Origin of the sequence: Pseudomonas sp. NPDC090233 (genome assembly GCF_044772285.1) — a bacterium.
GTDB lineage: Bacteria > Pseudomonadota > Gammaproteobacteria > Pseudomonadales > Pseudomonadaceae > Aquipseudomonas.
The window spans coordinates 155,957-182,085 of the sequence record NZ_JBIVYQ010000001.1 but is presented as its reverse complement, the minus strand read 5'-3'; the positions used below and the strand labels follow the sequence as shown (position 1 = coordinate 182,085).

Below are 26,129 nucleotides of genomic sequence, written 5' to 3'. Positions count from 1 at the left end.
GCGTCGATTGGGCCTAGCGGAATTGGGCTAAGAACCGCAGGTCGTTGTCGAAGAACAGACGCAAATCGTTGACGCCATAGCGCAGCATGGCCAGGCGCTCGGCGCCCATGCCGAAGGCGAAGCCCTGGAATTCTTCCGGGTCGATGCCGGACATGCGCAGTACATCCGGGTGCACCATGCCGCAGCCCAGCACTTCCAGCCAGCCGGTCTGCTTGCACACGCGGCAGCCTTTGCCGGAACACATCACGCACTGGATGTCGACTTCGGCGGACGGCTCGGTGAAGGGGAAGAACGACGGGCGGAAGCGCACGGCCAGTTCTTTCTCGAAGAACACGCGCAGGAATTCTTCGATGGTGCCCTTGAGGTCGGCAAAGTTGATATCGCGATCGATCAGCAGGCCTTCGACCTGGTGGAACATCGGCGAGTGGGTGATATCCGAGTCGCAGCGGTAGACGCGGCCTGGGCAGACAATGCGAATCGGCGGCTGGCTGGACTCCATGGTCCGCACCTGCACCGGCGAGGTGTGGGTGCGCAGCAGCATGTTGGCATTGAAATAGAAGGTGTCGTGCATCGCCCGGGCCGGGTGGTGGCCGGGGATGTTGAGCGCTTCGAAGTTGTGGTAGTCGTCTTCGACCTCTGGGCCTTCGGCGATGCCGTAGCCAATGTGGGTGAAAAACTGCTCGATGCGCTCGAGGGTACGGGTGATCGGGTGCAGGCCACCGGTGGTCTGGCCACGGCCTGGCAGGGTCACATCAATGCATTCGGCGGCCAGGCGAGCGCTGAGCTCGGCTTCTTCGAAGGCGGCCTTGCGTGCATTGAGCACTTCGGTGACGCGCTCTTTGGCGTCGTTGATCAGCGCGCCGACTTTCGGCCGCTCTTCGGCTGGCAGGTTGCCCAGGGTCTTCATCACCTGGGTCAGCTCGCCTTTCTTGCCGAGATATTGAACCCGGATCTGTTCCAGGGCATTGATGTCTTCAGCGCGCTCCACGGCCTCAAGGGCTTGGGAGACCAGCGCGTCCAGGTTTTCCATGTACAGACTCCAGATACGAAAATAGGGGAAGAGCTTTGTAGGCTCTTCCCCTATCGATGACGTTTTACACCCGGCAGCACACTGCGCCGCCGGATGATTGTCGTGGGTACTTAAGCCAGAACGGCTTTAGCTTTCTCGACAATTGCAGCAAACGCCGCTTTTTCGTTCACTGCCAGGTCAGCCAGAACCTTACGGTCGATTTCGATCGACGCCTTTTTCAGGCCAGCAATCAGACGGCTGTAAGACAGACCGTTGGTGCGGGCACCGGCGTTGATACGAGCGATCCACAGGGCGCGGAACTGACGCTTCTTCTGGCGACGGTCGCGGTAGGCGTATTGGCCTGCCTTGATGACTGCCTGCTTGGCTACGCGGAATACGCGCGAGCGTGCACCGTAGTAACCTTTAGCCAGTTTCAGAATTTTTTTGTGACGCTTACGAGCGATAACGCCGCGCTTAACACGAGCCATGAGTAACTTCCTCTATCTTAACCAGAATTAACGAACGCGCAGCATGCGCTCGACTTTTGCCACGTCGGACGGGTGCAGCAGGCTGCTACCACGCAGTTGACGCTTACGCTTGGTCGACATTTTGGTCAGGATGTGGCTCTTGAAAGCGTGCTTGTGCTTGAAGCCGGTAGCGGTCTTCAGGAAGCGCTTTGCAGCACCGCTCTTGGTTTTCATTTTTGGCATGTTGGAACTCCGCATTCGATAAAATTACACATAATCATCAGGCCTGCCGTGCCCGGGAGATTACTTCTTTTTCTTGGGGGCGATGACCATCATAAGCTGGCGTCCTTCCATCTTCGGATGCTGCTCAACGGTGCCGTATTCGGCGAGGTCAGCTTCAACCCGCTTCAACAGCTCCATGCCCAGCTCCTGGTGGGCCATCTCACGACCACGGAATCTCAGAGAGATCTTGGCCTTGTCCCCATCGGTAAGGAAACGTACCAGGTTGCGTAGTTTTACCTGGTAATCCCCATCCTCCGTCCCTGGACGAAACTTGATTTCTTTGATCTGGATCTGCTTCTGGTTTTTCTTGGCTTCGTTAGCCTGCTTCTTCTTTTCGAAGAGGTGCTTGCCGTAGTCCATGACCTTGCAGACCGGGGGTACCGCGTCTGCAGAGATTTCTACCAGATCCAGCTTCGCTTCATCAGCGATACGCAGCGCTTCATCAATCGAGACGATGCCAACCTGCTCGCCGTCTGCGCCAATTAACCGAACCTCGCGGGCCGAGATATTCTCGTTGATCGGGGCCTTCGGTACAGCACGCTTATCGTTTCTCATTTCACGCTTAATAGTCATTACTCCGATTCTTGGCGACCACGCCGGGAAACCGCTTGTGTCAGGAGCTCAGCGAATTGGGCGACGGGCATGGAGCCCAGGTCTGCGCCTTCGCGAGTACGCACAGCGACGGTTTGCGTTTCGACTTCGCGGTCCCCTATAACCAAAAGGTACGGGACCTTGAGCAAAGTATGCTCGCGGATTTTAAAGCCGATCTTCTCATTTCTCAAGTCCGACTTGGCACGGAAACCGCTACCGTTCAGAGATTTCTCAACCTCGAGGGCGAAATCGGCCTGTTTGTCGGTGATGTTCATGATCACCGCCTGGGTCGGTGCCAGCCACGCCGGGAACACGCCAGCGTAGTGCTCGATGAGCATGCCGATGAAGCGTTCGAACGAGCCGAGGATGGCGCGGTGCAGCATTACCGGGCGCTTGCGCGCGTTGTCTTCGGCGATGTAGCTGGCGTCCAGGCGCTCCGGCAGGTTCGGGTCGTACTGCAGGGTGCCGCACTGCCAGTTACGGCCGAGGCAGTCGCGCAGGGTGAACTCGATCTTCGGGCCGTAGAACGCGCCCTCGCCTGGCTGGTATTCCCATTCCAGGCCGGATTCGTTCAGGGCGTCGGCCAGTGCACCTTCGGCACGGTCCCACAGCTCTTCGGAGCCCACACGCTTGGCCGGGCGGGTCGACAGCTTCATGGCGACGTCGGTGAAACCGAAGTCCTTGTAGACGTCGAGGGTCAGCTTGATGAAGTCGGCGGCTTCTTTCTTCACCTGATCTTCGGTGCAGAAGATGTGCGCGTCGTCCTGTACGAAGCCACGCACGCGCATGATGCCGTGCAGGGCGCCGGACGGCTCGTTACGGTGGCAGGCACCGAATTCGGCCAGGCGCAGCGGCAGGTCGCGGTACGACTTCAGGCCCTGGTTGAACACTTGCACGTGGCACGGGCAGTTCATCGGTTTTACCGCGAAGTCGCGGCTTTCCGACGAGGTGGTGAACATGTTTTCGGCGTAGTTGGACCAGTGGCCGGAGCGCTCCCAGAGGATGCGGTCGACCACTTGCGGGGTCTTGATTTCCTGGTAGCCGTTTTCGCGCTGGATTTTACGCATGTACTGCTCGAGTACCTGGTAAACGGTCCAGCCGTTGGCGTGCCAGAACACCATGCCCGGCGCTTCTTCCTGCAGATGGAACAGGTCGAGCTGCTTGCCGATCTTGCGGTGGTCGCGTTTTTCGGCTTCTTCGATGCGCTGGATGTAGGCCGCCAGCTGCTTCTTGTCAGCCCAGGCAGTGCCGTATACGCGCTGCAGCTGCTCGTTCTTGGCATCGCCGCGCCAGTAGGCGCCGGACAGCTTGGTCAGCTTGAATGCCTTGAGGAAACGAGTGTTCGGCACGTGCGGACCGCGGCACATGTCGACGTATTCTTCGTGATAGTACAGGCCCATGGCCTGCTCGTCGGGCATGTCTTCGACCAGGCGCAGCTTGTAGTCTTCGCCACGGGTCTTGAACACGTCGATGACTTCGGCGCGCGGGGTCATCTTCTTGACCACGTCGTAGTCTTTTTCGATCAGCTGCTGCATGCGCTTTTCGATGGCGGCCAAGTCTTCAGGGGTGAAGGGGCGCTCGTAGGCGATGTCGTAGTAGAAGCCTTCGTCGATGACCGGGCCGATGACCATCTTGGCGGTCGGGTACAACTGCTTCACCGCGTGGCCGATCAGGTGGGCGCACGAGTGACGGATGATCTCCAGTCCCTCTTCATCTTTAGGGGTGATGATCTGCAGTTTGGCGTCGTGGGTGATCAGGTCGCAGGCGTCGACCAGCTTGCCATCGACCTTGCCGGCCAGAGTGGCCTTGGCAAGGCCGGCGCCGATCGAAGCGGCAACATCGGCTACGGAAACCGCGTGATCAAACGCGCGTTGACTGCCATCGGGAAGAGTAATAACGGGCATGGCGCCTCCTCTCCTAGTGGTGACCCCTACCAAAGGTCACGTGGGTTGGGATGAGCCAGTACAAGATCCGACCTGCCTTCTATATAAAGAGAAGCCTGCCTCACAGTGGCAGAAGCCTTTCGGCTTGCCAGGGGGACCTGAGTGACTGGAAAGTAAAAGATAGCTGCACGCTGCAAGTCTGCAGGTGCAAGCCGGGCATGCTAGCACGCGGGTTGCACGGCAGCGCAGAAATATTTGGAAATTACGCGGCAGCGGTGAACTTACACGGAAAATTTTCTATCAGACCTTGGGAAGCAACCTACTCTTGTTGAGACCTTGACCCAAGGAGTAACCGGTTATGCGAGTTCAGTCTCTTCTGGCCCTGGCGGCCGCTGGCGCCCTGCTGCTGCCTGTGGCTGCGACCGCTGGCAACTTCCCTGCCGGGAAGGAGGCAGCCTACATGACCCAATGCACAGAGGTGGCCAGCGGCCAGGGCGTTGACGCCGCGACCGCGAAAAAGCACTGCGAATGCGGCGCGCAGGCCATCAAAAAGAATTTCACCGATAAGGAGATCGAAGACCTGGACAGCAAGGACGGCGTCGACGCCAAGCTGATGCAGAAGGCACAGACTGTCGTGCAGGCCGCCTGCAAGCCAAAATGAGCCGAACGCAGAGGCTTTGAAAGGAATATTTGCCCTGGATCAGCATTCTGCGAAGGTAAAAGGCGCGACACGCGCAGAATTAGACTATGATGTCCCCGTGCCGGATAGCTCAGGCATCCACGGCACTTCGAAAAAATACTAAGTTTCTGGAGATTCATCCCATGTCCAATCGCCAAACCGGTACCGTCAAATGGTTCAATGATGAGAAAGGCTTCGGCTTCATCACCCCACAAGGCGGCGGCGACGACCTGTTCGTACACTTCAAAGCCATCGAATCCGACGGCTTCAAGAGCCTGAAAGAAGGCCAAACTGTTTCCTTCGTCGCCGAGCGCGGCCAGAAGGGCATGCAGGCTGCACAGGTTCGTCCGGAGTAATTCGGAAGCCGTGAAAAAACCCGCCCTTGTGGCGGGTTTTTTTATGCCCGGGACTGGCTCCTGGGTAGTCGGTACCGGCCTCTTCGCGGCTAAAGCCGCTCCTACAGAGGCCAGCGCCTACTGATCAGATCAACCGCAGTTGACGCGAGTTACCACACCCTGCTCATCCACATTCAGGTTCAAACGCTCGGAGCGGTACTCCAGGGTCACCACATCGCGTGGCTTGAGAATGCGCGCCATCTGCGAACCGCTGGCTTTGCGCGCCTGTTCAAGCAGCTCGGCACTGCTTTGCTTGCCGATGGCGAAATCGGCGCCACTGGCCTCACAACGGCCATCATTGCCTGCAGCCGCCGCCGGAGCATCACCACCAGAGTTGCCACCAGTGCTGCAACCAGCCAGCACAGCAGCGACCAGCAAGGTTGCCAGGGAAGCACGGGTACGGAACATGAATCCTCCTAAAAATCGATCTGGGAACTGCCTGTTCGGACACTTCCACTCGGAATTTGTTGCAAAACCGCCCAAGTCTGCCTGAACTCGCCACCATGGGCAGAACGCAATCGTGACCGGATTTTGCCAAACGACTGGTTAGCTTCAGCCGTTTTTTTATGCTTAAGTCGCAGACCCATTGACGCAAAGTCATGATTTACTTTAAGAAGTGAAGGCATAATGCCTGCTTCGAACGCCAGGGTCAGGTGTTCGCCCTTCCGCCCCGGGCCCCACACGAGAGCCTTTCATGAACCACCACATCGATGCCGATATCAAGGTCAAATGGGACGAGGGCCAGAGTGCCTACAGCCCCAGCACACCAGAAGAACTGCTGTTGATTGCCCTTGACCTGCTGGTGCGCGACCGCGGTAGCGAAGCGGCGCGCAGCTTCATCGACCAGGTGTTCGAGCGCTACGCGCCGCATTCAGCTATTGCAATCGAGCCAGGCGCGCGCTGAGCAGGTCGAAAAAGCCCTGGGCGTCACCCTCGCCTATCCACATCACGTTGGCTGGCTGCTTGAGCACGCCGTACCAGTCGGCGACGGTCTGGCCGAAGGTCGGGCCTTCGCGGCTGTCGACGCTCATGTGGATGTGCCGGCCGCTGAACAGCTCGGGCTTGAGCAGGTAAGCAATAACGCTTGCGTCATGGACCGGGCCACCGGGCATGCCGTACAGCTCCATGTCGTGCTTGATGTAGGCATTGAGGATATCCACTACCCGCTTGCTGGACGGGTTGTTTACCGCCGCCAGCTGCTTGAGGCGGGCATCGCTGGTGAGCAGTTTGTGGGTGACATCCAGCGGCAGGTAGGTCAGCGGCACCCCGCTGGCCAGCACCACTTCAGCGGCGTGCGGGTCGGCGTAGAGGTTGAATTCGGCCGCTGGGGTGATGTTGCCACCATTGAAGTGGGCACCGCCCATCACTACCACTTCCTTTATACCTTTGGCGATTTCCGGGCGCTGGATAAGCGCCAGGGCCAGGTTGGTCTGCGGACCAAGCATGGCGATGGTGATGCTGTTGGGCTTGGCGGCACCCAGGGTGTCGACCAGATACTGCACGGCATTGCCTCGGGCCAAGGGCTTTTTCGGTTCATGCACCTCAACCCCGGTCAGGCCTTCTTCGCCGTGCACCTCGGCGGCGTAAATGGGCGCGCGCACCAGTGGGCGCCCTGCACCTGCGTATACCGGGATGTCTTCGCGGCCTGCCCATTCGCGCGCCAGGCGGGCATTGCGCGAGGTCTTGTCGAGGCGCACGTTGCCGGCGACGGTGGTGATGGCGCGGATGTTGAGTTCGTCCGGCGAGGCCATTGCCAGGAACAGCGCGACCACATCGTCGGCGCCGGGGTCGGTGTCGATGATCAGGTCACGCGGGGCGGCCTGGAGGGTGGTGGTGGCGGCGGCGGCCATGAGGGTGAGTCCTTGTAGCAGGGGTTTAAGCATGGGGCACTCCTGTTGCCTTGGCAGTGGATCAATTGCGGCGCAGCGCCGCTAGAAAGTCACCCCGGATATGAGGGCGATATTGCTGTAAGGCTGGCACTCGCCAGTACGCACCACGGCCTTGGCACTGCGCGACAGTTCCTTGAACGCTTCATGGCTCAGCCATTCACGCTTGCCCAGCTTGCCGCGCAGCCGCTCGATCTCTACCAGCCCGGGCGGCACGACCTTCTGCATCTCTTCGGCCAGCACATGCCGCTCCACCTGCATCTCGCTGAGCACTGCACGCAGCACGCTGGCGAAGTCCGGGATGCCCTGGGTCAAGGCCAGGTCGATCAGTTCGACGCCCGGCGGCACGGGCAGCCCGGCATCGCCGATCACCAGAATGTCGCCATGACCAAGGCCGGCAATGGTGCGCGACAGAGCGATATTCAGCAGCGCGGTCTTTTTCATGGGGCCAGCTCCGCCAGGGTGGGGATTGATGGCTGGGCACCGACGCGGGTGACGGACAACGCTGCGGCGCGCTGGCCGAAGGTGATCGCCTCGCCCTCCCCCACGCCGCGCACCAGCGCCGCCGCGAAACCACCGACGAAGGTATCGCCGGCCGCCGTGGTATCCAGTGCCTTTACCTGCTGCGCCGGGAAGTGCTGGCTACCACCAGCGCTGACCAACAGCGCCCCCTGCGCACCGAGGGTGACGATGACTTTGCCCGCACCCAATTGCAGCAGGCGTTCGCCAGCCCGGCGGGCGCTGTCCAGGTCGTTGACCGGCACACCCGTAAGCGCTTCGGCCTCGCTTTCGTTGGGGATGAGGTAATCGATATGGGTGAACCACTCAGCCGGCAGCGGGCCGGTGGCCGGTGCCGGGTTAAGGATCACCTGCTTGCCCAGCTCACGCCCTCTGGCAAGCGTCCAGGCCACGGTTTCAGCGGGCACCTCCAGCTGACAGATAATCAACTCCGCCGCTTGAAGCAACGCATCGAAGCGCTGGACGGAGGCCGGCGTCAACCGGCCATTCCCTCCGGGAATGATGACGATGCAATTCTGGCTGGCTGCGTCTACCGTAATCAACGCCACACCGCTGGATACACCTGGGCACTCATCGACTGCCTGGCAATCGATGCCCTCCACTTCCAGCGCCTTGCGCAACTGCTGACCATAAGCGTCATCGCCGACAGTGCCGACCATCGCCACGCTCGCGCCCAGGCGCGCCACCGCCACCGCCTGGTTGGCGCCCTTGCCACCGGGTACGGTGAAAAAACTCTCGCCGGCCAGTGTTTCACCCGCCCGTGGCAACCGCTCGGCGCGGGCCACCAGGTCCATGTTGAGGCTACCGACCACCACTACCTTGGCACTCATGAGTATTCCTTAGCGGTAATCATTGAACAGGTCCGGGCGTGGCCCGGTGGATTCACGCAGCACGATGCGCGGGGCGACAATGCGCTGCTGCGCGGCATCGCGGCGGGGGCTGGCGATGCGTGACAGCAGCAGCGCCGCGGCGCTTTCGCCCAGCTCGCGGATCGACTGACCGACCGTGGTCAGCGGTGGGTACACGTAGCGGCTGAGTTCGATGTCGTCGAAACCGATCACCGATAGCTCGCCCGGCACGCTGATATTGCGCTCGGCAGCCGCGCGCAGTACGCCGAAGCCGATCATGTCGTTGCCGGCAAAAATCGCCGTGGGGCGCTTGCCGTCGAGCAGTTGCGCGGCGGCTGCATGGCCGCCGGGGCTGGTGAAGTCGCAATGCAGGATGTGATCACCCTTCACGGCAACTTGCGCCTCGCCCATGGCGCGGTGAAAACCTGCCAGACGCAGCTGGCTGACACCGGTTTCGGCCGGGCCGCCGATGTAGGCGATGTCCGTATGCCCCAACTGCAGCAGGTGCTGGGTCGCCAGGTAGGCGCCCTGCTCGTGGTCGATGCGCACCAGGTCGGCGTCGACGCCTTCCAGCTCGCGGTCGACGATCACCATCGGCGTGCGCACACAGGCCAGGCTTTGCAGCAGGTCGCTGTCCTCGCCCACCGAGGCGACCACCAGGCCGTCGATGCGCTTTTCCAGCAGCACGCGCAGGTAGCTGCGCTGCTTCTGCGGGTTGTCGTCGGAGTTGCACAAAATCACGCAATAGCCGTTACGCTCGCAGGCATCCTCGATACCACGCGCCAGCTCGGCGAAGTACGGGTTGACGCTGTTGGGCACCAGCAGCCCGATGGTGGCTGTGGTGCGCGCCTTGAGCGAACGGGCCACGGCGCTGGGCACGTAGTCGAGTTCGACGATGGCCGCCTCGACCTTCAGCCGCACCTGTTCGCTGACCGGGCGTGTCTTATTCAGTACATGGGACACCGTGGTGTAGGAAATACCCGCGAGTGCCGCGACGTCTTTGATGGTTGCCATGTTTTTTCAGTTCCGCCGGCCTGCACGCCGGCTACGGTAGGTGTCGAGCACCACGGCGATGACGATCACCGCCCCGGTGATGATGCGTTTGGTCGGTTCCGAAGCGCCGATCTGCGCCAGGCCTGCAGCCAGGACCGAAATGATCAGCACGCCGAAGAAGGTGCTGATAACCGAGCCGCGCCCGCCCATCAGGCTGGTGCCGCCGATCACCACGGCAGCGATCACCTGCAGTTCCAGACCAGAGCCGGCATTGGGGTCGGCCGCTTCCAGGCGTGAGATCTGGAACAGTGCGGCCAGGCCCGCCAGCAGGCCCATCAGGGCGAACACCAGCACCTTGTACGGGCGCGGGTCGATGCCAGCCAGGCGCACGGCCTCTTCGTTGGTGCCGATACCGATCAGGTAGCGGCCGAACACGGTGCGGGTCAGCACCAGTTGGGCGAGGATGATCACCAGCAAGGCAATGATGAAAGCCGGCGAGATGCCGAAGGCGATCGGGTTGGAAAACCAGGCGTAGGCATCGCCAATGTAGGCCGTGCGCGAGTCGGTGAACTGGTAGGCCAGGCCGCGGGCCATCTCCAGCACACCCAGCGAAACGATGAACGATGGAATGCGCCAGGCCACGGTGACCGCGCCAGTGATACTGCCCGCCATAGCGGCGACGGCCATGCCGAGCAAAGCGGCGGGCAGCACACCCCAGCCCCAGCCGAGGATGGCCACGCTGACCGCAGAGGCCGCCAGCGCCAGCACCGAGCCGACCGACAGGTCAATGCCACCGATGATCAGCACGAAAGTCATACCCACGGCCAGCACCATCAGGTCGGGGATCTGATTGGCGATGGTGCTGAACGTTGCGTACGACCAGAAGTGGCTGCTGAGCAACGAGAACAGCACGATCATGGCCAGCAAGGCACCCGCCAGCCCCAGATAGGTGCCGATGCCGAAATACGTGCCGCTGCGGCGCGCAGGTGCGCCTGTCGGTGTGTCGAGGGGTGTGGTTTTCATGCATCCATCCTGGGGGCTGCGTCGTGCAGCAAGGCTTCACGGTTCTGGTAGCCGGCGAACGCGGCGGCAAGGAGTTGATCCTGGCTCCAGTGGTCACGCTCGAAGGTGTCGATCAGGCGGCCGGCCGAGAGCACGGCGATGCGATCGCAGATCAGCATCAGTTCGCGCAGGTCGCTGGACACCACCACCAAGGCCTTGCCCTGGCGCGCCAGCTCGGCCAGCAGGCCATAGATGTCGAACTTGGCGCCAACGTCGATGCCACGCGTGGGCTCATCGAACAGGATCACCTGGCAGTCGCGCTCCAGCCAGCGGCCGATCACCACCTTCTGCTGGTTACCGCCGGACAACTCGCCAACCGCTTGCGAAGCATTGGCACTGCGGATGCGCATGGCATTGATCTGGCGTTCGGCCAGGGCCTTTTCGGCCTCGCGGTCGACCACTCCGGCGCGGGACAACGCCGCGAGGTTGCCCAGGGCAATGTTGGCGCTGATCGACTGCGTCAGTAGCAGGCCTTCACCCTTGCGGTCCTCAGTGATCAGGGCAATGCCGGCCTTGACCGCTGCCTTGGGCGAATCGATGTTTACCGGCTTGAGTGGCCGGCCGACTTCGATGCTGCCGCTGTCGGCGCGGTCGGCACCGAACATCAGCCGCAGCAGCTCGGTACGCCCGGCACCAATCAGCCCGGAGATGCCAAAGATTTCCCCGGCCCGGACTTCCAGCGAGACGTCGCGCACCTTGTCGCCGCGGCACAGCCGGTCGACCTTGAACAACGGCGCGCCGATCTGCCGGCGGCCCAGGTCGATATGCTCGCCCAGCTCGCGCCCGACCATCAGATTGACCAGCTCGGCGCTGCTGTAACGCTGGATCGACTCGTCGCACACCAGCTTGCCGTCGCGCAGCACGACGATGCGCTGGGCCACGCGTTGCAGCTCTTCGAGGCGATGGGAGATGTAGATGATCGCCACGCCGCGTTGACGCAAGCGCTCGATCTGGGTGAACAGCAGCTCCACCTCACGGGCGGTGAGCATGGCCGTTGGCTCGTCGAAGATCAGCACATGGCAATCGCCAATCAAGTTGCGGGCGATCTCGACCATCTGCTGATGGCCGATACCAAGCTCGTCGACCGGCGTATCTGGGTCGATGGCGTCGAGGCCGACCTGGGCCATGGCAGCCGTGGCCAGTTGGCGCAGGCGCTTGTGGCTGATCCAGCCGAAACGGCTGGGCAGGTTGTCGAGGAACAGGTTCTCGGCGACGGTCAGGGTCGGCAGCAGGTTGAGCTCCTGCATGACCATGCGCACACCCAGGCGCTCGGCCTCACTGCGACTGCCAGGGGCGTAGGCCTGGCCACGGAAGATCATGCTGCCGGTTGTGGGTGTTTCCAGGCCGCTGATGAGCTTGGACAACGTACTCTTGCCCGCGCCGTTCTCGCCAGTCAGGGCCAGCACCTCGCCGGCCCGCAGCGCCAGGCCGACATCACCCAGCACCGGCTGCGCGTAGCTTTTCCCCAGGCCGCTGGCTGTCAGCAGTACTTCATTGGCCTTTGCAGACATGGCCACCTCTCCTGACCGTCAAGGTTTGGTGATGAGTTTGACCGGGGTCTGGATCACGTTATCGGCGTCCACGTCCGGCTTCTCGCCCTTGAGCATTTTCAGCGCTGCCTGGATGCCGTACACCGCCTGCTGGCTGGCAGCCTGATCGAGGGTGGCAAGCACGCGGCCATCCTTGAGCATCGGCTTGATGGCGTTGATATTGTCGTAGCCCACCACTTGCACCTGCCCGGCCTTGCCGGCGGCGCGCACGGCCGACACGGCGCCCAGGGCCATGCTGTCGTTGCCGGCCAGCAGCGCCTTGAGGTCGGGGTATTCGTTGAGCATCGAGGCGGCGACAGCGTTGCCTTTGTCGATTTCCCAGTTGCCGGACTGCACCGAGACGATCTTCATCTTCGCCGCTTCCATGGCGTCCTTGAAGCCGGCGGTGCGTTGCTGGGCGTTGGTGGTGGTCGGCACGCCTTCGATGATGCCGACCTGGTCGCCGGCCTTGAGCTTCTGGTTGGCCAGGTAGTCGCCGACCAAGCGGGCGCCCTTGCGGTTGTCGGGGCCTACGAAGGGTACGCTGATGCCTTTGGCCTTGAGGGTCTCGGGGTCCAGACGATTGTCGATGTTGATCACCACCACGCCCTTGTCCATGGCCTTTTTCACTGCCGATACCAGCGCCTTAGAGTCGGCCGGCGCGATCACCAGGGCCTTGGCGCCCGAGTTGACCATCTGCTCGACGATGCGAATCTGCTCGCCGGTATCGGTTTCGTTCTTGATGCCATTGGCAACCAGGTCAAATTCGTTGGCGTGATCTTTCTGATAGTCCTTGGCGCCGTCTTCCATGGTGCGGAAGAACTCGTTGGCCAGCGACTTCATGACCAGGGCTACTTTGGGCTTCTCTTCGGCATGGGCGGCCGATAGCGGTAGCGCGAGAGACAGCGAGGAAATGACGGCGAGCGCCAGCAGACGACCGGGGAACGGCAGTTTCATGGGAGATGACTCCGAATCTTGTGGTTTTTATCGGATCGCAAACGTTTGCGTTGACTAACTATGGGAATAGGACGTGATTTTGTCAAATCCGTTTCGCTGCCGGTGATGTCACGACACCTGCTGCAGATTACCCGAGATTAATCCGAAAAACCGAACAGGTTTTCCTATGCTTGTTCGGGGCACCGAACGGATGGGGCCTCGTGCATGCACCTACAGCAGCCGTGTTCGTGGCCTTTCGCTTACGTGGTACGAAACCTGCCTTGGTGAGTGCGCAACTCAACAAAAATATCTCACTAGGAAGAGAGCACAATAATGATCAATGTTGCACTGAAGTCCTTCGCCCCCTCTACCCTGGCGCTACTGCTGATCCTGCCAGCCGCGGTTTCGGCCAAAGAAGCCGAAACCCAGCAGAAGCTGGCCAACGTGGTCATCCTTGCCACCGGCGGCACCATTGCCGGTGCGGGCGCCAGCGCCGCCAACAGCGCTACCTACCAGGCCGCCAAGGTCGGAGTCGACAAGCTGATCGCCGGCGTGCCGGAACTGGCCGAAATCGCCAATGTGCGCGGCGAGCAAGTGATGCAGATCGCCTCCGAAAGCATCAGCAATGACGACCTGCTCAAGCTGGGCAAACGCGTAGCCGAATTGGCCGAAAGCAACGACGTTGACGGGATCGTCATCACCCACGGCACCGACACCCTGGAAGAAACCGCCTACTTCCTCAACCTGGTGGAAAAGACCGACAAGCCAATCGTGGTGGTCGGCTCCATGCGCCCAGGTACCGCTATGTCCGCCGACGGCATGCTCAACCTCTACAACGCAGTGGCCGTGGCTGGTGACAAGCAATCCCGGGGCAAGGGCGTGCTGGTGACCATGAACGACGAGATCCAGTCCGGCCGTGATGTCAGCAAGTCGGTCAACATCAAGACCGAGGCTTTCAAGAGCGCCTGGGGCCCAATGGGCATGGTCGTGGAGGGCAAATCGTACTGGTTCCGCCTGCCAGCCAAGCGCCATACCGTGAACTCGGAATTCGACATCAAGCAGATCAGCAGCCTGCCCCAGGTGGACATCGCCTACGGCTATGGCAACGTGACCGACACGGCCTACAAGGCACTGGCACAAAACGGTGCGAAAGCACTGATCCATGCCGGCACCGGCAATGGCTCGGTGTCGTCGCGGGTGGTGCCGGCGCTGCAGGAACTGCGCAAGAACGGCGTACAGATCATTCGTTCGTCGCACGTAAACCAGGGCGGTTTCGTACTGCGCAATGCCGAACAGCCTGACGACAAGAACGACTGGGTCGTGGCGCATGACCTGAACCCGCAGAAGGCGCGAATTCTGGCGATGGTGGCGATGACCAAGACCCAGGACAGCAAAGAGCTGCAGCGGATTTTCTGGGAGTATTGAGGCTCGGCCAGCGCAGCCAGAGTCACGCCCCGGCTGCGCTGGACTTCAACCCCGCCTCGCCTTAGCGAATGTAACTGCCGCCATTCACATCCAGCGTAGCGCCATTGAGTGAAACCTGGGATGGGCGCAGCGTGAATGCAACCAGCTCGGCAACCTCAGCCGGGCTGGCCATGCGCCCCACCGGGATATCGGCAACTGCCGCAGCCTCTCCGTGCTGAGCAATGAATTGTTCGGCCATCTCCGTACGCACCCATCCCGGCGCAATCGCGACTGCCACGATGCCTTCACTGGCTACGCTGCGGGCAAGCGATTTAGTCAGGTTGATCAGCGCTGCCTTGCTTGAACCATACGGCAACGCGTCTGCGGCATACCCACGCTGGGCCGCCCGACTGGCCATGTTGATGATCCGGCCACCACCATGAGCGCGATAATGCGCAACCGCTTCGCGGCACAGATCAGCAGCGGCGAAGAAGTTGACCTGAAATTCGCGCCGCCAGGCTTCGCGCCAGCTTGAAGCCGGCGCATCCAGGGGTATCTCGGTGCGGATACCCGCATTGTTGACCACTGCGTGGATTCGTCCACCGCTCACATCCAGCGCTGCATGCCATAGCTGTTCTGGCCCTGTCTCATCGCTGAGATCGCCCTGCACGGTCCAGCCATTGCCGCCGATCCGCTGCAACAACTGCAGGGCTCCTTGCACATCACGGCTGTAATGGATCACGGGGCGAGCGCCTTCAGCGGCCAGTTGCTCAACGATGGCCGCCCCTATCCCGCCCGAGGCACCTGTCACCAGGACAACCTGCCCGCCGAGGGCTCGTGTGACGTCGCTCATGTGTACTCCCCTTTCTCTTGCTTCAAAAAAATGACTTCAGCGTGTTGACAGACTTCCTGTAACCACAATAGCCTGAATGCAGCGCTGCACACAATGCAGCACTCAATACTGCATCGTCGGCTTACTCTTCTGCGTACAAGAACAAATCACCGGAGAGCATCAACATGGCACAGTCCTATTCCCGCAAGATCAGTTGCAGCCTTGCCTGCATCGCCACGGCGCTGACCCTGCTGATACAGCCCAGCGCACACGCGGAAACACAGACATGGCAGAGCGTGCGAGAAGCCGGGGTGCTTCGCTGCGGTGCAGCAGTGGCCGCACCTTATGTGATGCGCGACCCCGCATCGGGTCAGTACAGCGGTTACTTCGTCGAGCTCTGCCGCGACTTTGCCGAGAACGTCCTGAAGGTGAAGGCACAGTTCGTCGACACCAGCTGGGATAACCAGGTTGCCGGGTTGCAGAGCGGTAAATGGGACATGGCGATGGCGCTCAACAAAACGCCGGAACGTGCCAAAGCGGTCGCGTTTTCGGTGGCGGCCACCGATTACCAGATTTCGCTGCTGATCAACAAAGAAAACCCAAAGTTCGCCGGCCTCGGCAATCAGCTGGCCGACTATGACAAGCCCGGCGTGACGATTGCCGTGATCTCCGGCACCGCAGCGGATAAAGCCGTCTCGTCAGCGATCAGAAATGCCACGCTGATGCGCCTTCCAGGCTCCGATGAGACGCGCATGGCGCTGATGTCCAAGCGCGCTGACATCCTTGCCGACGCCAACGACACCAATCACCTGTTCGCCCTGGCCAATGACTGGACGAACGAAGTGTTGCCAGAACCGGCACTGGCCAAGCAAGGCGTGTCCTTTGCCCTGGCCTTGCAGACGCCCCCCGAAGACATGGCCCAGCTCGATGCCTACCTGACCCAGCGCCGCGAGACCGGTGAGATCGACCGACTGGTGGACAAAGCGTCCGCCGAAATCCTCGCGGGCAAGAAAGCCCAGTAACTCCTGCCGACATGCCGAGGGGCCTGGCCAAGGGCACCCTCGCGGAGACGACAATGATGACCCGTGCTCATTTGGTGGCCTCGCAGCCACAGACTTCGTTCAACCCGAATTTCGCCCAGGGCGGCTCCTTCATCCAGCTTCAAAGCGTGCGCAAGGCCTATTCCGAACAGCTGGTGGTCATGGACGGGATGAACCTGGACATGCGAGCCGATGACCGCCTGGTGATTATCGGCCCGTCCGGAAGCGGTAAAAGTTCGCTGCTGCGGGTGCTGATGGGCCTGGAAGGTATTCAGGGAGGCAGCATTCAGTTCCAAGGCAAACCTTACATCGACGGCAGCCGCAAACACGGCAAACCACTGGATGAATCACTGCACAAGCAGATCGGCATGGTGTTCCAGCACTACACGCTGTTCCCGCACCTCTCGGTGCTCGGCAACCTGACCCTGGCACCGGTCAAGGTCCACGGCCTGAGCAAGGCCGAGGCGACCGAGAAAGCCCGTATCTACCTCGCCCGGCTGGGCCTCGAAAGCAAGCTGCACGCTTACCCCAGCCAGCTTTCCGGCGGCCAGAAGCAACGCGTGGCAATTGCCCGCGCGCTGATGCTTGAACCTCGGCTGATGCTGTTCGATGAAGTGACTTCGGCGCTCGACCCGGAAATGGTCATCGAAGTGCAGAACGTGATGATGCAGCTGGCCGAGCAGAAGATGGCGATGATCATCGTCACCCATGACATGCACTTCGCCCGCCACATCGCCACGCGCGTGGTGTTCTGTGCCAATGGCAAGGTCGTCGAGCAGGGCCATCCCGAACAGATTTTTACCCAACCCAGGGAAGCCCGCACCCGCGAATTCCTGGAAAAGGTCGTGCATTTCGATTGAGGGCACTGCCATGAACTATCAATTCGACTTCCATTTCCTGAGCGGCAGCGTTCCGGCGCTGTTGGACGGGCTCAAGGTCACCCTGGAACTGGCGCTGGTCTCGAACCTGATCGGCCTGACCTGTGGGTTTCTCCTCTGCCTGATGACACTGAGCCGCTGGTTCTTCGTTCGTTGGCCGGCACAGTTGTTCATCGAATTCTTCCGCTGCACCCCGGCACTGCTGCAGATCGTCTGGTTCTTCTATTGCGTGCCGATGTTGTTCGACGTGTTCATCGACCCGATCACCATGGGCTTCCTGGCGCTGGGCCTGAATCTGACCGCGTTCAATGCCGAAGCCTACCGCGCCGGTGTGCAGGCCGTGCCGCGCGAACATCTGGACGCCTCGATCGCCCTGGGCCTGAACAACTGGCAGCGCACGCTTTACGTGGTCCTGCCGCAGTCGCTGCGCAGCGCGCTGCCCGTGCTGATCACCAACGGCATTGGCACCCTGCAGCAGAGCGCGCTGGTCGCCATCGTTGCCGTGGCCGACCTGATGTACGTGGGCAAGAGCCTCGCGACCGAGGCCTACCGCCCACTGGAAACCTACACCCTGATCGCCCTCCTCTATTTCGCCCTGTCGCTGCCGATCGCGCAGCTGGTGCAGTGGTTCGAGCGGCGTCAGGAACTGGCCGGCCAGCACTGAGGAGATAGCCATGCCACTCGATTTTTCGGTTGTACTCGGTTACTGGCCTGTCCTGCTCAACGGCCTGCTGCTGACCCTGGCGTTCACTGGCGCATGCGCCTTGCTGGGTAGCCTGCTCGGCTTCGTCGTCAGCTTGCTGCGCCAGGCGAAGACCCCACTGCTGCGTTTGCCATTGACGCTGTACGTGGAGTTCTTCCGCGGCACGCCGCTGCTGATTCAGCTGTTCTGGGTGTTCTTCTGTTTCCCGGTGGTGTTTGGCCTGGACATTCCGCCGTATGTGTCGGTGCTGATCGCCTTGACGCTGTTCATGGGCGCCATTACCAGCGAGACCTTCCGTGGCGCGTTGAAGTCGATCGCCAGCGAGCAGCACGACGCCTGTACAGCCCTGGGCCTGACCTCGAAGGTCAAGGTGCTCTACGTGGTCTTCCCCCAGGCCCTGCTGCGCGCCGTGCCGCCCCTGCTGTCGAACGTGGTCAGCCTGTTCAAGGAGAGCGCGCTGATCTCCTCGGTAGGTGTTGCCGACCTGATGTTCGTCGGCCAGAACATTTCCAACAGCACTGCACGCCCGGTCGAGTTTCTTTCGGCGGTGGCCGTCATCTATTTCCTCGTGGCCTTCCCACTGACCCGCCTGGTCGGCGTGGTCGAAGGGCGTCTGCTGCGCCGCTATGCCTATTGACCCGACCTGACCGGTCTTCATTACCTGAAATAACCACTCGGAGATTCAACATGAAACTCAACGGTATCCTCCCTGCACTGGTCACCCCATTCGACGCCGCTGGCAACGTCGACCACGACACCCTGGCCTCGATCCTGGAGCATCAGCTCGAAGCAGGCGTCAGCGGTTTCGTACCCCTGGGCTCGACCGGCGAGTACTACGCTTTGGCCAATGACGAGCGTCGCCAGATTCTGGCCACCGTCAAGGAAGTGGTCGGTGAGCGCGGCACATTGATCGCCGGCGCCAACGGGTCCTGCACCCGCGAAGTGCTGGAGCAGGTCAAGCAGACTGTCGATGCCGGTTACACCAACCTGCTGATCGCCCCGCCTTACTACGCCCTGCCTTCCCAGGAGGAGCTGCTGGCCCATTACCACACCATTCTGGAGACATTCCCGGAAATCAACGTGGTGCTGTACAACTACCCGATCCGCACCAACGTTGAAGTGGGCCTGGACGTGATCGCCGCGCTGCACCAGCACCCGCGCGTGATCGGCATCAAGGAAAGCAGCGGCAACCTGCTGCGCGCCATCGAAATCGGTGAAAAATACACAGGCCTCCAGTTGTCCTGCGGCTCGGACGACCAGGCCCTGGACTTCTACCTGTGGGGCGCCGACAGCTGGATCTGCGGCCCGGCCAACATCTTCCCGGAGAAGGTCGTGGCCTTCCACAAGGCCTTCACCGGCGGCGATATCCGCGGCGCTCAGCAGGTCATGCGCAGCCTGTTCCCGGTCATGGCCAACCTGGAAAGCGGTAAATTCGTGCAGAAGGTCAAGTACGGTGCGGAGCTGGCCGGATTCAAGGTCGGCAATGCCCGTGCTCCGCTGCTGCCGCTGACCGATGAAGAAAAGCGCGAATTCCGCAAAGTGTTCGAAGCCTCTCAACAGTAATCGCCTAGGGGCCGCGTTGCGGCCCATTCGCGGGGCAAGCCCGCCCTACAGGTACAGACTCATGCCCACCCCACAACCGTCATCGCAGAACGCCGTCGTCATCGGCGGCGGTATCGTCGGTGTCTGCTGCGCGCTTTATCTGCAACGCGAAGGCCACAAAGTTACGCTCATCGACCCCGCCGAACCTGGCAACAGCACCGCCAAGTGGAGCTGCGGTCAGATGGCGGTCAGTGAAGTCATCCCTTTGTCCAAGCCCGGCATCCTGATGAAAATTCCAGGCTGGCTGATGGACCAGAAAGGCCCCCTGGCCCTGCGCCCGAGCGCACTGCCGGGCATCCTGCCCTGGTTTCTGAGATTTTTGGCTTGCGCACGCGCCTCGAAGATCAACGAGATCGCCCAGGACATGGCGCGCCTGACCCAGCATGTCTATGAAGATTACGCCCCGTTGCTCGACGCCTGCCCCGACAAGGCGCTGCTGGGTGATCGCCCGATTCTCGAAGTGTTCGATTCGCCAGCGGGTCTCGCCCATGAGCGCCCTCATCTGGCGCTGCGCAAGCAACTGGGCTTCAGGTCGGAGGAACTCGACGCTGCTGCCATTGGCGACCTCGAACCCGCCCTGGCGGGAAAATTCCAACAGGGCCTGTTGTTCCCCGACTGGCGCGCCGTCAACGACACTGAAGGCTTCATCGCAGCATTGACCGCGAGTTTCATCGCCCAGGGCGGCGTGCGACTGCGCCAGACGGCGGCGAAGATCGACGAGAACCATGATCGTGCCTGCGGCGTAACCCTGGCCGACGGCACTCGTCTGCCGGCTGATCACCTGGTGGTGGCCGCAGGAACCGGTGCGCGCCCGTTCTTCGACAGCCTCGGGGTGAACATCCCGTTGGCCGGGATTGCAGGCTACCAGGCCGTCTTGCCTCACCCCGATGTCGACATCCGCCACTCGGTGATCTATGCCGACGGTGGCTTCTGCTTCGCCCCGATGACCCGCGGCCTACAAATCGGCGGCACCATCGAGTTCGCCGCCCCGGGTGCCGAGCCGAATTTCAAGCGCGCCGAAATCATCATGGAAAAGGCCCGCCGCGTGTTGCCGCAACTCAACACCCAGGGGATGGAATTCGGGGTCGGCTACCGGCCTTTCCTGCCGGATACCAAGCCGGTCATAGACCGCTCCCCCCGCCTGCACAACGTGATCATGGCCTTCGGTCATGGCCAGCTTGGCCTGACCCTTGGCGCCACCACCGGCCGCCTGGTCGCCGACCTGGTCGCACGACGCACACCGGCACAAAACCTGTCCGCATTCAGCGCACGACGCTTCGCCCTTATTGGAGGTACTGCATGAACCGCTACGACCAGTTCTACATCAATGGCCAGTGGGTCAGCCCGATCAATGGCGGCAGCTTTGACACGTTCGACCCGAGTGACGAAAGCTTGATCACCACGGTGGCATCCGGCTGCGCGGAGGATATCGATGTAGCGGTGAAGGCTGCCCGCAGGGCCTTCGATGAAGGTCCATGGCCGCGCCTGAGCGGCGCCGAACGTGGCGCTTACCTGCGCAAGATCGCCGACGGCATCCGCGCCCGCCAGGAAGCGCTGGCGACCCTCGAAGTGCGTGACAACGGCAAGCCTTTTCCGGAAGCCATGTGGGACATTGGCGACACTGCCGGCTGTTTTGATTTCTACGCCAACCTGGCAGAAGAGCTGGATCGGCATCGCGAGAAGGATGTCGCGTTGTCCGACGACCGCTTCACCTCGATCGCCCGCAAAGAACCGATTGGTGTCGCTGGCGCCATCGTACCGTGGAATTTCCCGATGCTGATGGCTTCGTGGAAGATTGCCCCGGCGTTGGCCGCTGGCTGCTGCATCATCCTCAAACCTGCCGAACAGACGTCGCTGACCGCACTGGAACTGGCCCGCATCGCCGACGAATCCGGCCTGCCAGCGGGTGTGCTGAACATCGTCACCGGCCCTGGCGCCAAGGTCGGGGCCGCCCTGACCGCGCACCCGGGCGTGGACAAGCTGGCGTTCACCGGCAGCGTGCCGGTGGGCAGCCGCATCATGCAGGCGGCCGCCCAGGACATCAAGAATGTGACCCTGGAACTGGGCGGCAAATCGCCATTCGTGATCTTCGCCGACAGCGATATCGAAAAAGCCGTCGAGTGGATCATGTTCGGGATTTTCTGGAACAAAGGTGAAGTCTGCTCGGCTACTTCGCGTGTGCTGGTTGAACGCTCGGCCTATGCACCGCTGCTGGCCCGCCTGGCCGAAGAAACACGCAAGATCAAGATCGGCAATGGCATGGAAGACGGTGTGCTGCTCGGCCCCTTGGTCAACCGCAGCCAGTACGAAGGCACCCTGCGAGCCATTTCCCGTGGCCTGGAAGAAGGCGCACGCCTGGTCTGCGGCGGCGAGCGCCCCGCACATCTGGACAAGGGTTTCTACCTGCAACCGACCGTGTTCGCCGATGTACCGGAAGACAGCTGGATCTGGAACGAGGAAATCTTCGCGCCCGTGGTCTGCATCCGGCCATTCGACAGCGAGGAAGAAGCCGTACAATCGGCCAATAACTCACGCTTTGGCCTGGGCGCTGCGGTGATGTCCAGGGACCTGGAGCGTTGCGAGCGCGTAGCGCGCAGGTTCCGCGCCGGTATCGTCTGGATCAACTGCTCCCAGCCCACCTTCACCGAAGCGCCATGGGGCGGCTACAAGCAGAGCGGCATTGGCCGCGAGCTGGGTGAGTGGGGCCTGAACAACTACCTGGAAACCAAGCAGATCACCCGCTACGACAGCGAACAGCCTTGGGGCTGGTACATCAAGTGAGGTAACTCCCATGCGTTGGAAACAGACACTTCAACTGGCCGAAGTGCACTGCGAGGGCGAGATCGGCAAGGTCATCACCGGCGGCGTCCTGGGTATCCCGGGCGCCACCATGCTCGACAAGATGAACTACATCAATGACGTCGATGACAGCCTGCGTCGCCTGGTCACCCTGGAGCCACGTGGTTGCCTGCAGATGTCGGTGAACCTGCTGCTGCCGCCAACCCGGCCTGAGGCCCACGCCGGCTTCATCGTGTTGCAGGCGGACAAGGCCCACCCCATGTCTGGCAGCAATTGCATCTGCGTGGTCACCGCGCTGCTGGAACTGGGCATGGTGCCGATGCAGGAACCGGAAACCACAGTGGTGCTCGACACCCCTGCCGGTCTGGTGACTGCCCGCGCCCAGTGTGCCGATGGCCGCTGCCTGAGCGTGTCGCTGGACATGGTGCCAGCGTTCGTCGAATACCTGGACCTGGCCGTCGAAACCGAAGCCTTCGGCACGCTCAAGGTCGATGTCGCCTTCGGTGGCGTGTACTACGCGTTGATCGACGTCGAACAGACCGGGTTGTCCATTGCGCCTGAAAATGCCCGGGCGCTCGCCGATGCCGGCGTGGCGTTGAAGGATGTGATCAACCGACAGTTGAGCATCCAGCATCCGCTGCTGCCGTCGGTCAATGAGGTGGCGTATGTGATGTTCCGTAACCGGCTGGACACGCGAACCTATCAAACGTGCACCACCTTGCCCCCCGGCCGGGTCGACCGGTCGCCTTGTGGTACCGGCAGCTCGGCGAACCTTGCCACACTGGCGGCACGCGGCCTGGTGCAAACCGGGGACCATCTGGTGTCGCGCTCGACCATCGGCGGGCAGTTCAATATCACCCTGCTCGGGCACACCGAGGTGGCAGGCAAGCCCGCAGTGTTGCCAAGGGTCTCCGGCCGGGCATGGCTTTACGGCCTGCAGCAGCTGGGCGTAGATCCAGACGACCCTCTTGCGGGCGGATTCATGCTCAGTGACACCTGGGGGGCAGGGTTGAATGGCGCAGGTTGACGCTGATTGAGCCCTCCCCCATGCTGGGTCGGCACAAAGTCAGCAGAGACTGATTTCAACAAGGCCTGGCCTGTATGATACGGGCCAGACCCACCGAGACCGGATGATGGCAAAAGAAAACGACACCGAAAGCGGCCCTCGCCGGCACAGCGGACGCTACATCTATGAAGAGCTTCGCAAGCAGATCCTGACCCTCAAGCTCAAGCCAGGTGTACAACTGGACGAGATATCGTTGGCCGCACAGTTCGGGCTATCCCGCTCACCCGTACGTGACGCCCTGGCGCGGCTGATCACCGAAGGCCTGGTAATCATTCTGCCCAACCGTACGACGCTGGTCACACCGTTCGAGATCGAGGAGTTTCCGAACTACATTTCCGCCCTGGACTTGATCCAGCGGGCGGTTTCTCGCCTGGCGGCAATCCAGCACCGGCCGGAAGACCTTCAAGCGATCCGTGAGGCGGATGCCGCTTACCTGAATGCGGTGACCAGTGGCGATTTCCAGGCCATGTCAGAGCTGAACAAGGCCTTCCATATGGCAATCGCCCATGCCGGTCGCAACCCGTATTTCATTACGTACTACGAGCGCCTACTCGGCGAAGGGCAGCGTCTCCTGCATCTTCACTTCGATCACGTCGTCAGCTCTGCCAATGCCCATCGTCTGGGCCGCGACCATGACGAGATCATCGAAGCCATTGCCGCACGTGACGCCGATGCCGCCGAAGCCGCAGCGCATGAACATACGATGCTGTTCCAGCGGCGCTTCCTTGACTACATGCAACAGAACCTCACGGCACGCATGCCTATCGTCTAGTTCATCCGCGCTCGACGATGGGCCTTGTTAGCGCCTCGGTTTTTCATTGTATGGGCTGTTGCGAAATGCCTTGCAGTGAAATACTGTATGCGCATACAGCAAAACAAGGAAAAGCCCCGTGGCCAGTACCGCCCCCGCAACGCCGAGCCGCTATGAACAACTGGGTGTGCGCATTCAGAAAATCATCAACAGTCCCACCGCCCAACGTAGCCGTGCAGCCCTGATCTTCCGCTTGGAGCAGGAATCGCCAGAGGATTGGGAAGCGCTGCTCGAGGAAATCGCCGAGAACGATAACGTGACGATCGCCCACCGCGACGATGGCGGCGTGCAGATATTCTGGACGGTGCCGAAGGAGGATTGACTGTGCTTGACGCTTAGGCCAGCGCCTGAAGGTAGGCGCTCGCCTGCCGGTAACGGGCCAGCCGCGCCAAATCGGCCGGGCCTGGGCTGGCGATACGCGTCAGGTCGCTGTTATCGGCCAGGTCGGCCATTTTCACCGTGCGGGCGAGCGGGTCGCTGCCCAGGCGTACGACGAAATCTTCGTAGCGCTCGCCGTCGCGCCGGCTCAATGCCAGCAACGCGGCGAGGATCTTGAGATTGAAGCCCTCGCGGGCGAGGTCGGATAGTGTCAGCGGCGTGTCTTCGATCACATCGTGCAGCACGGCGACAATCCGCTGCTCCGCTGTAGAAACCCGCATCATCACACGCAGGGGGTGCAGGATATAGGCAGCGCCACCCTTGTCGTATTGCCCTTCATGCGCCCTGGCGGCCACCACGATGGCCCGTTCCAGTGTAGACATGCGGCCCTCCCCGTTCGGCCATCTCACAGAGCAAGCATAGCCGGGTCGGGTTACAGATGACAGGCCGTCTGCACCGGCCTTTTCACCTGCAGGAAAACTGCTGCCTGACTAGCGCTCGACACCATGCTGAATAACCACTGAATCGGTCCCCAGCTTGGCCATGACATCAGCCTTGCGTGCCTCGGCCTCTTCCTTGGTAGGGAACGGCCCCATCAGCACCACTGGCTTGCCGTCGCGGTACTCGACCGAAGACGGAATGCCCTTCTCGATCAGACGCGCGGTCATGTCGCTCAGCGCGCCCATGTTGGCACCCTGGATTACCTCGACATCCCAGCCTTGTGGTGCCGGCTGATCGGCCAGGGCCTCGGCACGGCGCTGCAAGTCGGCGCCGCCGCAGAGCTCGCGGATGCGCAGGTTGTTGCCGTTGTCGTCGACGATGATGTCGTACTGACCATTGTCGCGCTTGACGGCTACATAGCTGCGGTAGGCTTCGTACTGCCCGGCCGCGTCCTTGCCGCGCACCTGGCCACAGATGGTGCCCTTGGTGTCGATCCGTACGTTGCCGAACTTGGCGGTCTTGGGGTTGTTCAGGTGCTCGGCCACCTGCTTGTGCACGCCCTCGACCTCGTTCTCACAGCCCGCCAGGGCCAGCACTGCCATTACCACCGCCAGTTTGCGCACGCGTGTATCTCCAATTTCGAAGCGGCGGATTCTAGCATGGCGACCCCTGGGCCGAACCGCGACCATACGTTACACCTTGCTACACACGGCTAAACTGTCAAACGTGCAAATGCAAAAAGGGCGATCCTTTCGGATCGCCCTTTCTGATGTTTGGTAGGCACAATTGGACTCGAACCAACGACCCCCACCATGTCAAGGTGGTGCTCTAACCAACTGAGCTATGTGCCTGTCGTGTGGTGCGCATATTAGTGATCGAGTGCGTACCTGTAAAGCGTTTTTTTCAAAAAAATCAAAAACTTTCAGAACGATGCCGGATCGGCAACGCGCGCCCTGCAAGGCACGCAGAATGCAAAAAAGGCGACCCTTTCGGATCGCCTTTTCTGATGTTTGGTAGGCACAATTGGACTCGAACCAACGACCCCCACCATGTCAAGGTGGTGCTCTAACCAACTGAGCTATGTGCCTGTCGTGTG

General features: G+C 61.4%; 30 protein-coding genes and 2 tRNA genes. 14 read left to right on the top strand and 18 right to left on the bottom strand.

Going from position 1 to position 26,129, the window contains the following annotated elements:
* Positions 1–13: 13 nt before the first annotated feature.
* The 5 genes from pheS to thrS all read right to left on the bottom strand — a co-directional run bounded on the left by pheS (position 14) and on the right by thrS (position 4,253).
* Positions 14–1,030: a phenylalanine--tRNA ligase subunit alpha gene (gene pheS, locus ACIQUF_RS01075; protein WP_400794475.1), complete on the bottom strand. Its 1,017-nt coding sequence runs from the start codon at positions 1,028–1,030 to the stop codon at positions 14–16.
* A gap of 110 nt (positions 1,031–1,140) precedes the next feature.
* Entirely contained in the window at positions 1,141–1,497 is a 357-nt protein-coding gene (gene rplT / locus ACIQUF_RS01070; protein WP_003250671.1) for a 50S ribosomal protein L20, read from the bottom strand.
* Positions 1,498–1,524: 27 nt separating this feature from the next.
* A complete protein-coding gene (gene rpmI, locus ACIQUF_RS01065; protein WP_400794473.1) occupies positions 1,525–1,719 on the bottom strand; it encodes a 50S ribosomal protein L35 in 195 nt (64 codons plus the stop codon).
* A 60-nt stretch (positions 1,720–1,779) separates the two neighbouring features.
* Positions 1,780–2,331: a translation initiation factor IF-3 gene (gene infC / locus ACIQUF_RS01060; RefSeq protein ID WP_012052879.1), complete on the bottom strand. Its 552-nt coding sequence runs from the start codon at positions 2,329–2,331 to the stop codon at positions 1,780–1,782.
* A complete protein-coding gene (thrS, locus tag ACIQUF_RS01055) occupies positions 2,331–4,253 on the bottom strand; it encodes a threonine--tRNA ligase (RefSeq protein WP_317662715.1) in 1,923 nt (640 codons plus the stop codon). Before thrS ends, infC begins: the two co-directional genes overlap by 1 nt.
* 337 nt (positions 4,254–4,590) lie before the next feature.
* Between thrS and ACIQUF_RS01050 the strand changes: the two genes are divergently transcribed.
* On the top strand, positions 4,591–4,893 hold the full coding sequence (locus ACIQUF_RS01050; protein WP_403127063.1) for a hypothetical protein: 303 nt from the start codon (positions 4,591–4,593) through the stop codon (positions 4,891–4,893).
* Positions 4,894–5,054: 161 nt separating this feature from the next.
* Positions 5,055–5,267, top strand: coding sequence for a cold-shock protein (locus tag ACIQUF_RS01045; protein WP_012273095.1), 213 nt, complete (start codon positions 5,055–5,057; stop codon positions 5,265–5,267).
* Between the two features lie 129 nt (positions 5,268–5,396).
* Here the strand turns inward: ACIQUF_RS01045 and ACIQUF_RS01040 are convergent, their stop codons facing one another.
* Entirely contained in the window at positions 5,397–5,714 is a 318-nt protein-coding gene (locus ACIQUF_RS01040) for an I78 family peptidase inhibitor (RefSeq protein ID WP_403127060.1), read from the bottom strand.
* Positions 5,715–6,000: 286 nt separating this feature from the next.
* Between ACIQUF_RS01040 and ACIQUF_RS01035 the strand changes: the two genes are divergently transcribed.
* On the top strand, positions 6,001–6,210 hold the full coding sequence (locus ACIQUF_RS01035; protein WP_400794463.1) for a hypothetical protein: 210 nt from the start codon (positions 6,001–6,003) through the stop codon (positions 6,208–6,210).
* On the opposite strand, the gene ACIQUF_RS01030 is transcribed toward ACIQUF_RS01035, so the two are convergent.
* From ACIQUF_RS01030 to ACIQUF_RS01000, 7 genes are read right to left on the bottom strand one after another with little or no spacing between them, the layout of a single operon-like run.
* Positions 6,182–7,189, bottom strand: coding sequence for a nucleoside hydrolase (locus ACIQUF_RS01030; protein ID WP_403127057.1), 1,008 nt, complete (start codon positions 7,187–7,189; stop codon positions 6,182–6,184). The two genes, ACIQUF_RS01035 and ACIQUF_RS01030, sit on opposite strands and share 29 nt — an antisense overlap.
* A 48-nt stretch (positions 7,190–7,237) precedes the next feature.
* Complete coding sequence (rbsD, locus tag ACIQUF_RS01025; protein WP_403127055.1) at positions 7,238–7,636, bottom strand: D-ribose pyranase; 399 nt, start codon at positions 7,634–7,636, stop codon at positions 7,238–7,240.
* Positions 7,633–8,541 carry a ribokinase gene (gene rbsK / locus ACIQUF_RS01020; RefSeq protein ID WP_403127052.1) on the bottom strand — a complete coding sequence of 303 codons (909 nt, stop codon included), beginning with the start codon at positions 8,539–8,541 and terminating at the stop codon, positions 7,633–7,635. Before rbsK ends, rbsD begins: the two co-directional genes overlap by 4 nt.
* Before the next feature lie 9 nt (positions 8,542–8,550).
* A complete protein-coding gene (locus tag ACIQUF_RS01015; RefSeq protein WP_403127049.1) occupies positions 8,551–9,573 on the bottom strand; it encodes a LacI family DNA-binding transcriptional regulator in 1,023 nt (340 codons plus the stop codon).
* Positions 9,574–9,579: 6 nt separating this feature from the next.
* Positions 9,580–10,575, bottom strand: a complete 996-nt coding sequence (locus ACIQUF_RS01010) for an ABC transporter permease (RefSeq protein ID WP_403127046.1) — start codon at positions 10,573–10,575, stop codon at positions 9,580–9,582.
* Entirely contained in the window at positions 10,572–12,125 is a 1,554-nt protein-coding gene (locus tag ACIQUF_RS01005) for a sugar ABC transporter ATP-binding protein (RefSeq protein WP_403127043.1), read from the bottom strand. The genes ACIQUF_RS01010 and ACIQUF_RS01005 overlap by 4 nt, the downstream gene beginning before the upstream one ends.
* Before the next feature lie 18 nt (positions 12,126–12,143).
* The gene (locus tag ACIQUF_RS01000; protein ID WP_403127040.1) at positions 12,144–13,100 is read right to left on the bottom strand and encodes a sugar ABC transporter substrate-binding protein; all 957 of its coding nucleotides are present in this window, start codon (positions 13,098–13,100) and stop codon (positions 12,144–12,146) included.
* A 312-nt stretch (positions 13,101–13,412) separates the two neighbouring features.
* On the opposite strand from ACIQUF_RS01000, the gene ACIQUF_RS00995 reads away from it, so the two are divergent.
* A complete protein-coding gene (locus ACIQUF_RS00995; protein WP_403127037.1) occupies positions 13,413–14,504 on the top strand; it encodes an asparaginase in 1,092 nt (363 codons plus the stop codon).
* Between the two features lie 61 nt (positions 14,505–14,565).
* Here ACIQUF_RS00995 and ACIQUF_RS00990 read toward each other — a convergent pair whose 3' ends face one another.
* On the bottom strand, positions 14,566–15,336 hold the full coding sequence (locus ACIQUF_RS00990; RefSeq protein WP_403127034.1) for an SDR family NAD(P)-dependent oxidoreductase: 771 nt from the start codon (positions 15,334–15,336) through the stop codon (positions 14,566–14,568).
* 164 nt (positions 15,337–15,500) lie between these two features.
* Here ACIQUF_RS00990 and ACIQUF_RS00985 point away from each other — a divergent pair, with 164 nt between their 5' ends.
* The 10 genes from ACIQUF_RS00985 (at position 15,501) to ACIQUF_RS00940 (ending at position 24,536) form a co-directional block, all read left to right on the top strand.
* On the top strand, positions 15,501–16,337 hold the full coding sequence (locus ACIQUF_RS00985; RefSeq protein ID WP_403127032.1) for a transporter substrate-binding domain-containing protein: 837 nt from the start codon (positions 15,501–15,503) through the stop codon (positions 16,335–16,337).
* Between the two features lie 56 nt (positions 16,338–16,393).
* Positions 16,394–17,215: an amino acid ABC transporter ATP-binding protein gene (locus tag ACIQUF_RS00980; RefSeq protein WP_403128854.1), complete on the top strand. Its 822-nt coding sequence runs from the start codon at positions 16,394–16,396 to the stop codon at positions 17,213–17,215.
* A 10-nt stretch (positions 17,216–17,225) separates the two neighbouring features.
* The gene (locus ACIQUF_RS00975; RefSeq protein ID WP_403127029.1) at positions 17,226–17,897 is read left to right on the top strand and encodes an amino acid ABC transporter permease; all 672 of its coding nucleotides are present in this window, start codon (positions 17,226–17,228) and stop codon (positions 17,895–17,897) included.
* Between the two features lie 10 nt (positions 17,898–17,907).
* Positions 17,908–18,573, top strand: a complete 666-nt coding sequence (locus ACIQUF_RS00970; RefSeq protein ID WP_403127026.1) for an amino acid ABC transporter permease — start codon at positions 17,908–17,910, stop codon at positions 18,571–18,573.
* A 50-nt stretch (positions 18,574–18,623) separates the two neighbouring features.
* Positions 18,624–19,499 carry a dihydrodipicolinate synthase family protein gene (locus ACIQUF_RS00965; RefSeq protein WP_403127023.1) on the top strand — a complete coding sequence of 292 codons (876 nt, stop codon included), beginning with the start codon at positions 18,624–18,626 and terminating at the stop codon, positions 19,497–19,499.
* Positions 19,500–19,560: 61 nt separating this feature from the next.
* The gene (locus ACIQUF_RS00960) at positions 19,561–20,841 is read left to right on the top strand and encodes an NAD(P)/FAD-dependent oxidoreductase (protein WP_403127020.1); all 1,281 of its coding nucleotides are present in this window, start codon (positions 19,561–19,563) and stop codon (positions 20,839–20,841) included.
* Positions 20,838–22,319 (top strand): aldehyde dehydrogenase family protein, encoded by a 1,482-nt coding sequence (locus tag ACIQUF_RS00955; RefSeq protein ID WP_403127017.1) that lies wholly within the window; start codon positions 20,838–20,840, stop codon positions 22,317–22,319. Before ACIQUF_RS00960 ends, ACIQUF_RS00955 begins: the two co-directional genes overlap by 4 nt.
* Before the next feature lie 10 nt (positions 22,320–22,329).
* The gene (locus tag ACIQUF_RS00950) at positions 22,330–23,364 is read left to right on the top strand and encodes a proline racemase family protein (RefSeq protein WP_403127014.1); all 1,035 of its coding nucleotides are present in this window, start codon (positions 22,330–22,332) and stop codon (positions 23,362–23,364) included.
* Positions 23,365–23,467: 103 nt separating this feature from the next.
* Complete coding sequence (locus ACIQUF_RS00945) at positions 23,468–24,175, top strand: GntR family transcriptional regulator (protein ID WP_403127012.1); 708 nt, start codon at positions 23,468–23,470, stop codon at positions 24,173–24,175.
* 118 nt (positions 24,176–24,293) lie between these two features.
* Positions 24,294–24,536, top strand: a complete 243-nt coding sequence (locus ACIQUF_RS00940; protein ID WP_403127009.1) for a DUF1654 domain-containing protein — start codon at positions 24,294–24,296, stop codon at positions 24,534–24,536.
* A gap of 13 nt (positions 24,537–24,549) precedes the next feature.
* Here the strand turns inward: ACIQUF_RS00940 and ACIQUF_RS00935 are convergent, their stop codons facing one another.
* From ACIQUF_RS00935 to ACIQUF_RS00920, 4 genes are all read right to left on the bottom strand, one after another.
* Complete coding sequence (locus ACIQUF_RS00935) at positions 24,550–24,975, bottom strand: GTP pyrophosphokinase (RefSeq protein ID WP_403127004.1); 426 nt, start codon at positions 24,973–24,975, stop codon at positions 24,550–24,552.
* Between the two features lie 108 nt (positions 24,976–25,083).
* Positions 25,084–25,656 carry an SPOR domain-containing protein gene (locus tag ACIQUF_RS00930; RefSeq protein WP_403127001.1) on the bottom strand — a complete coding sequence of 191 codons (573 nt, stop codon included), beginning with the start codon at positions 25,654–25,656 and terminating at the stop codon, positions 25,084–25,086.
* Between the two features lie 151 nt (positions 25,657–25,807).
* Positions 25,808–25,884 (bottom strand) — tRNA-Val (locus tag ACIQUF_RS00925).
* A 160-nt stretch (positions 25,885–26,044) separates the two neighbouring features.
* Positions 26,045–26,121 (bottom strand) — tRNA-Val (locus ACIQUF_RS00920).
* Between the last annotated feature and the right edge of the window lie 8 nt (positions 26,122–26,129).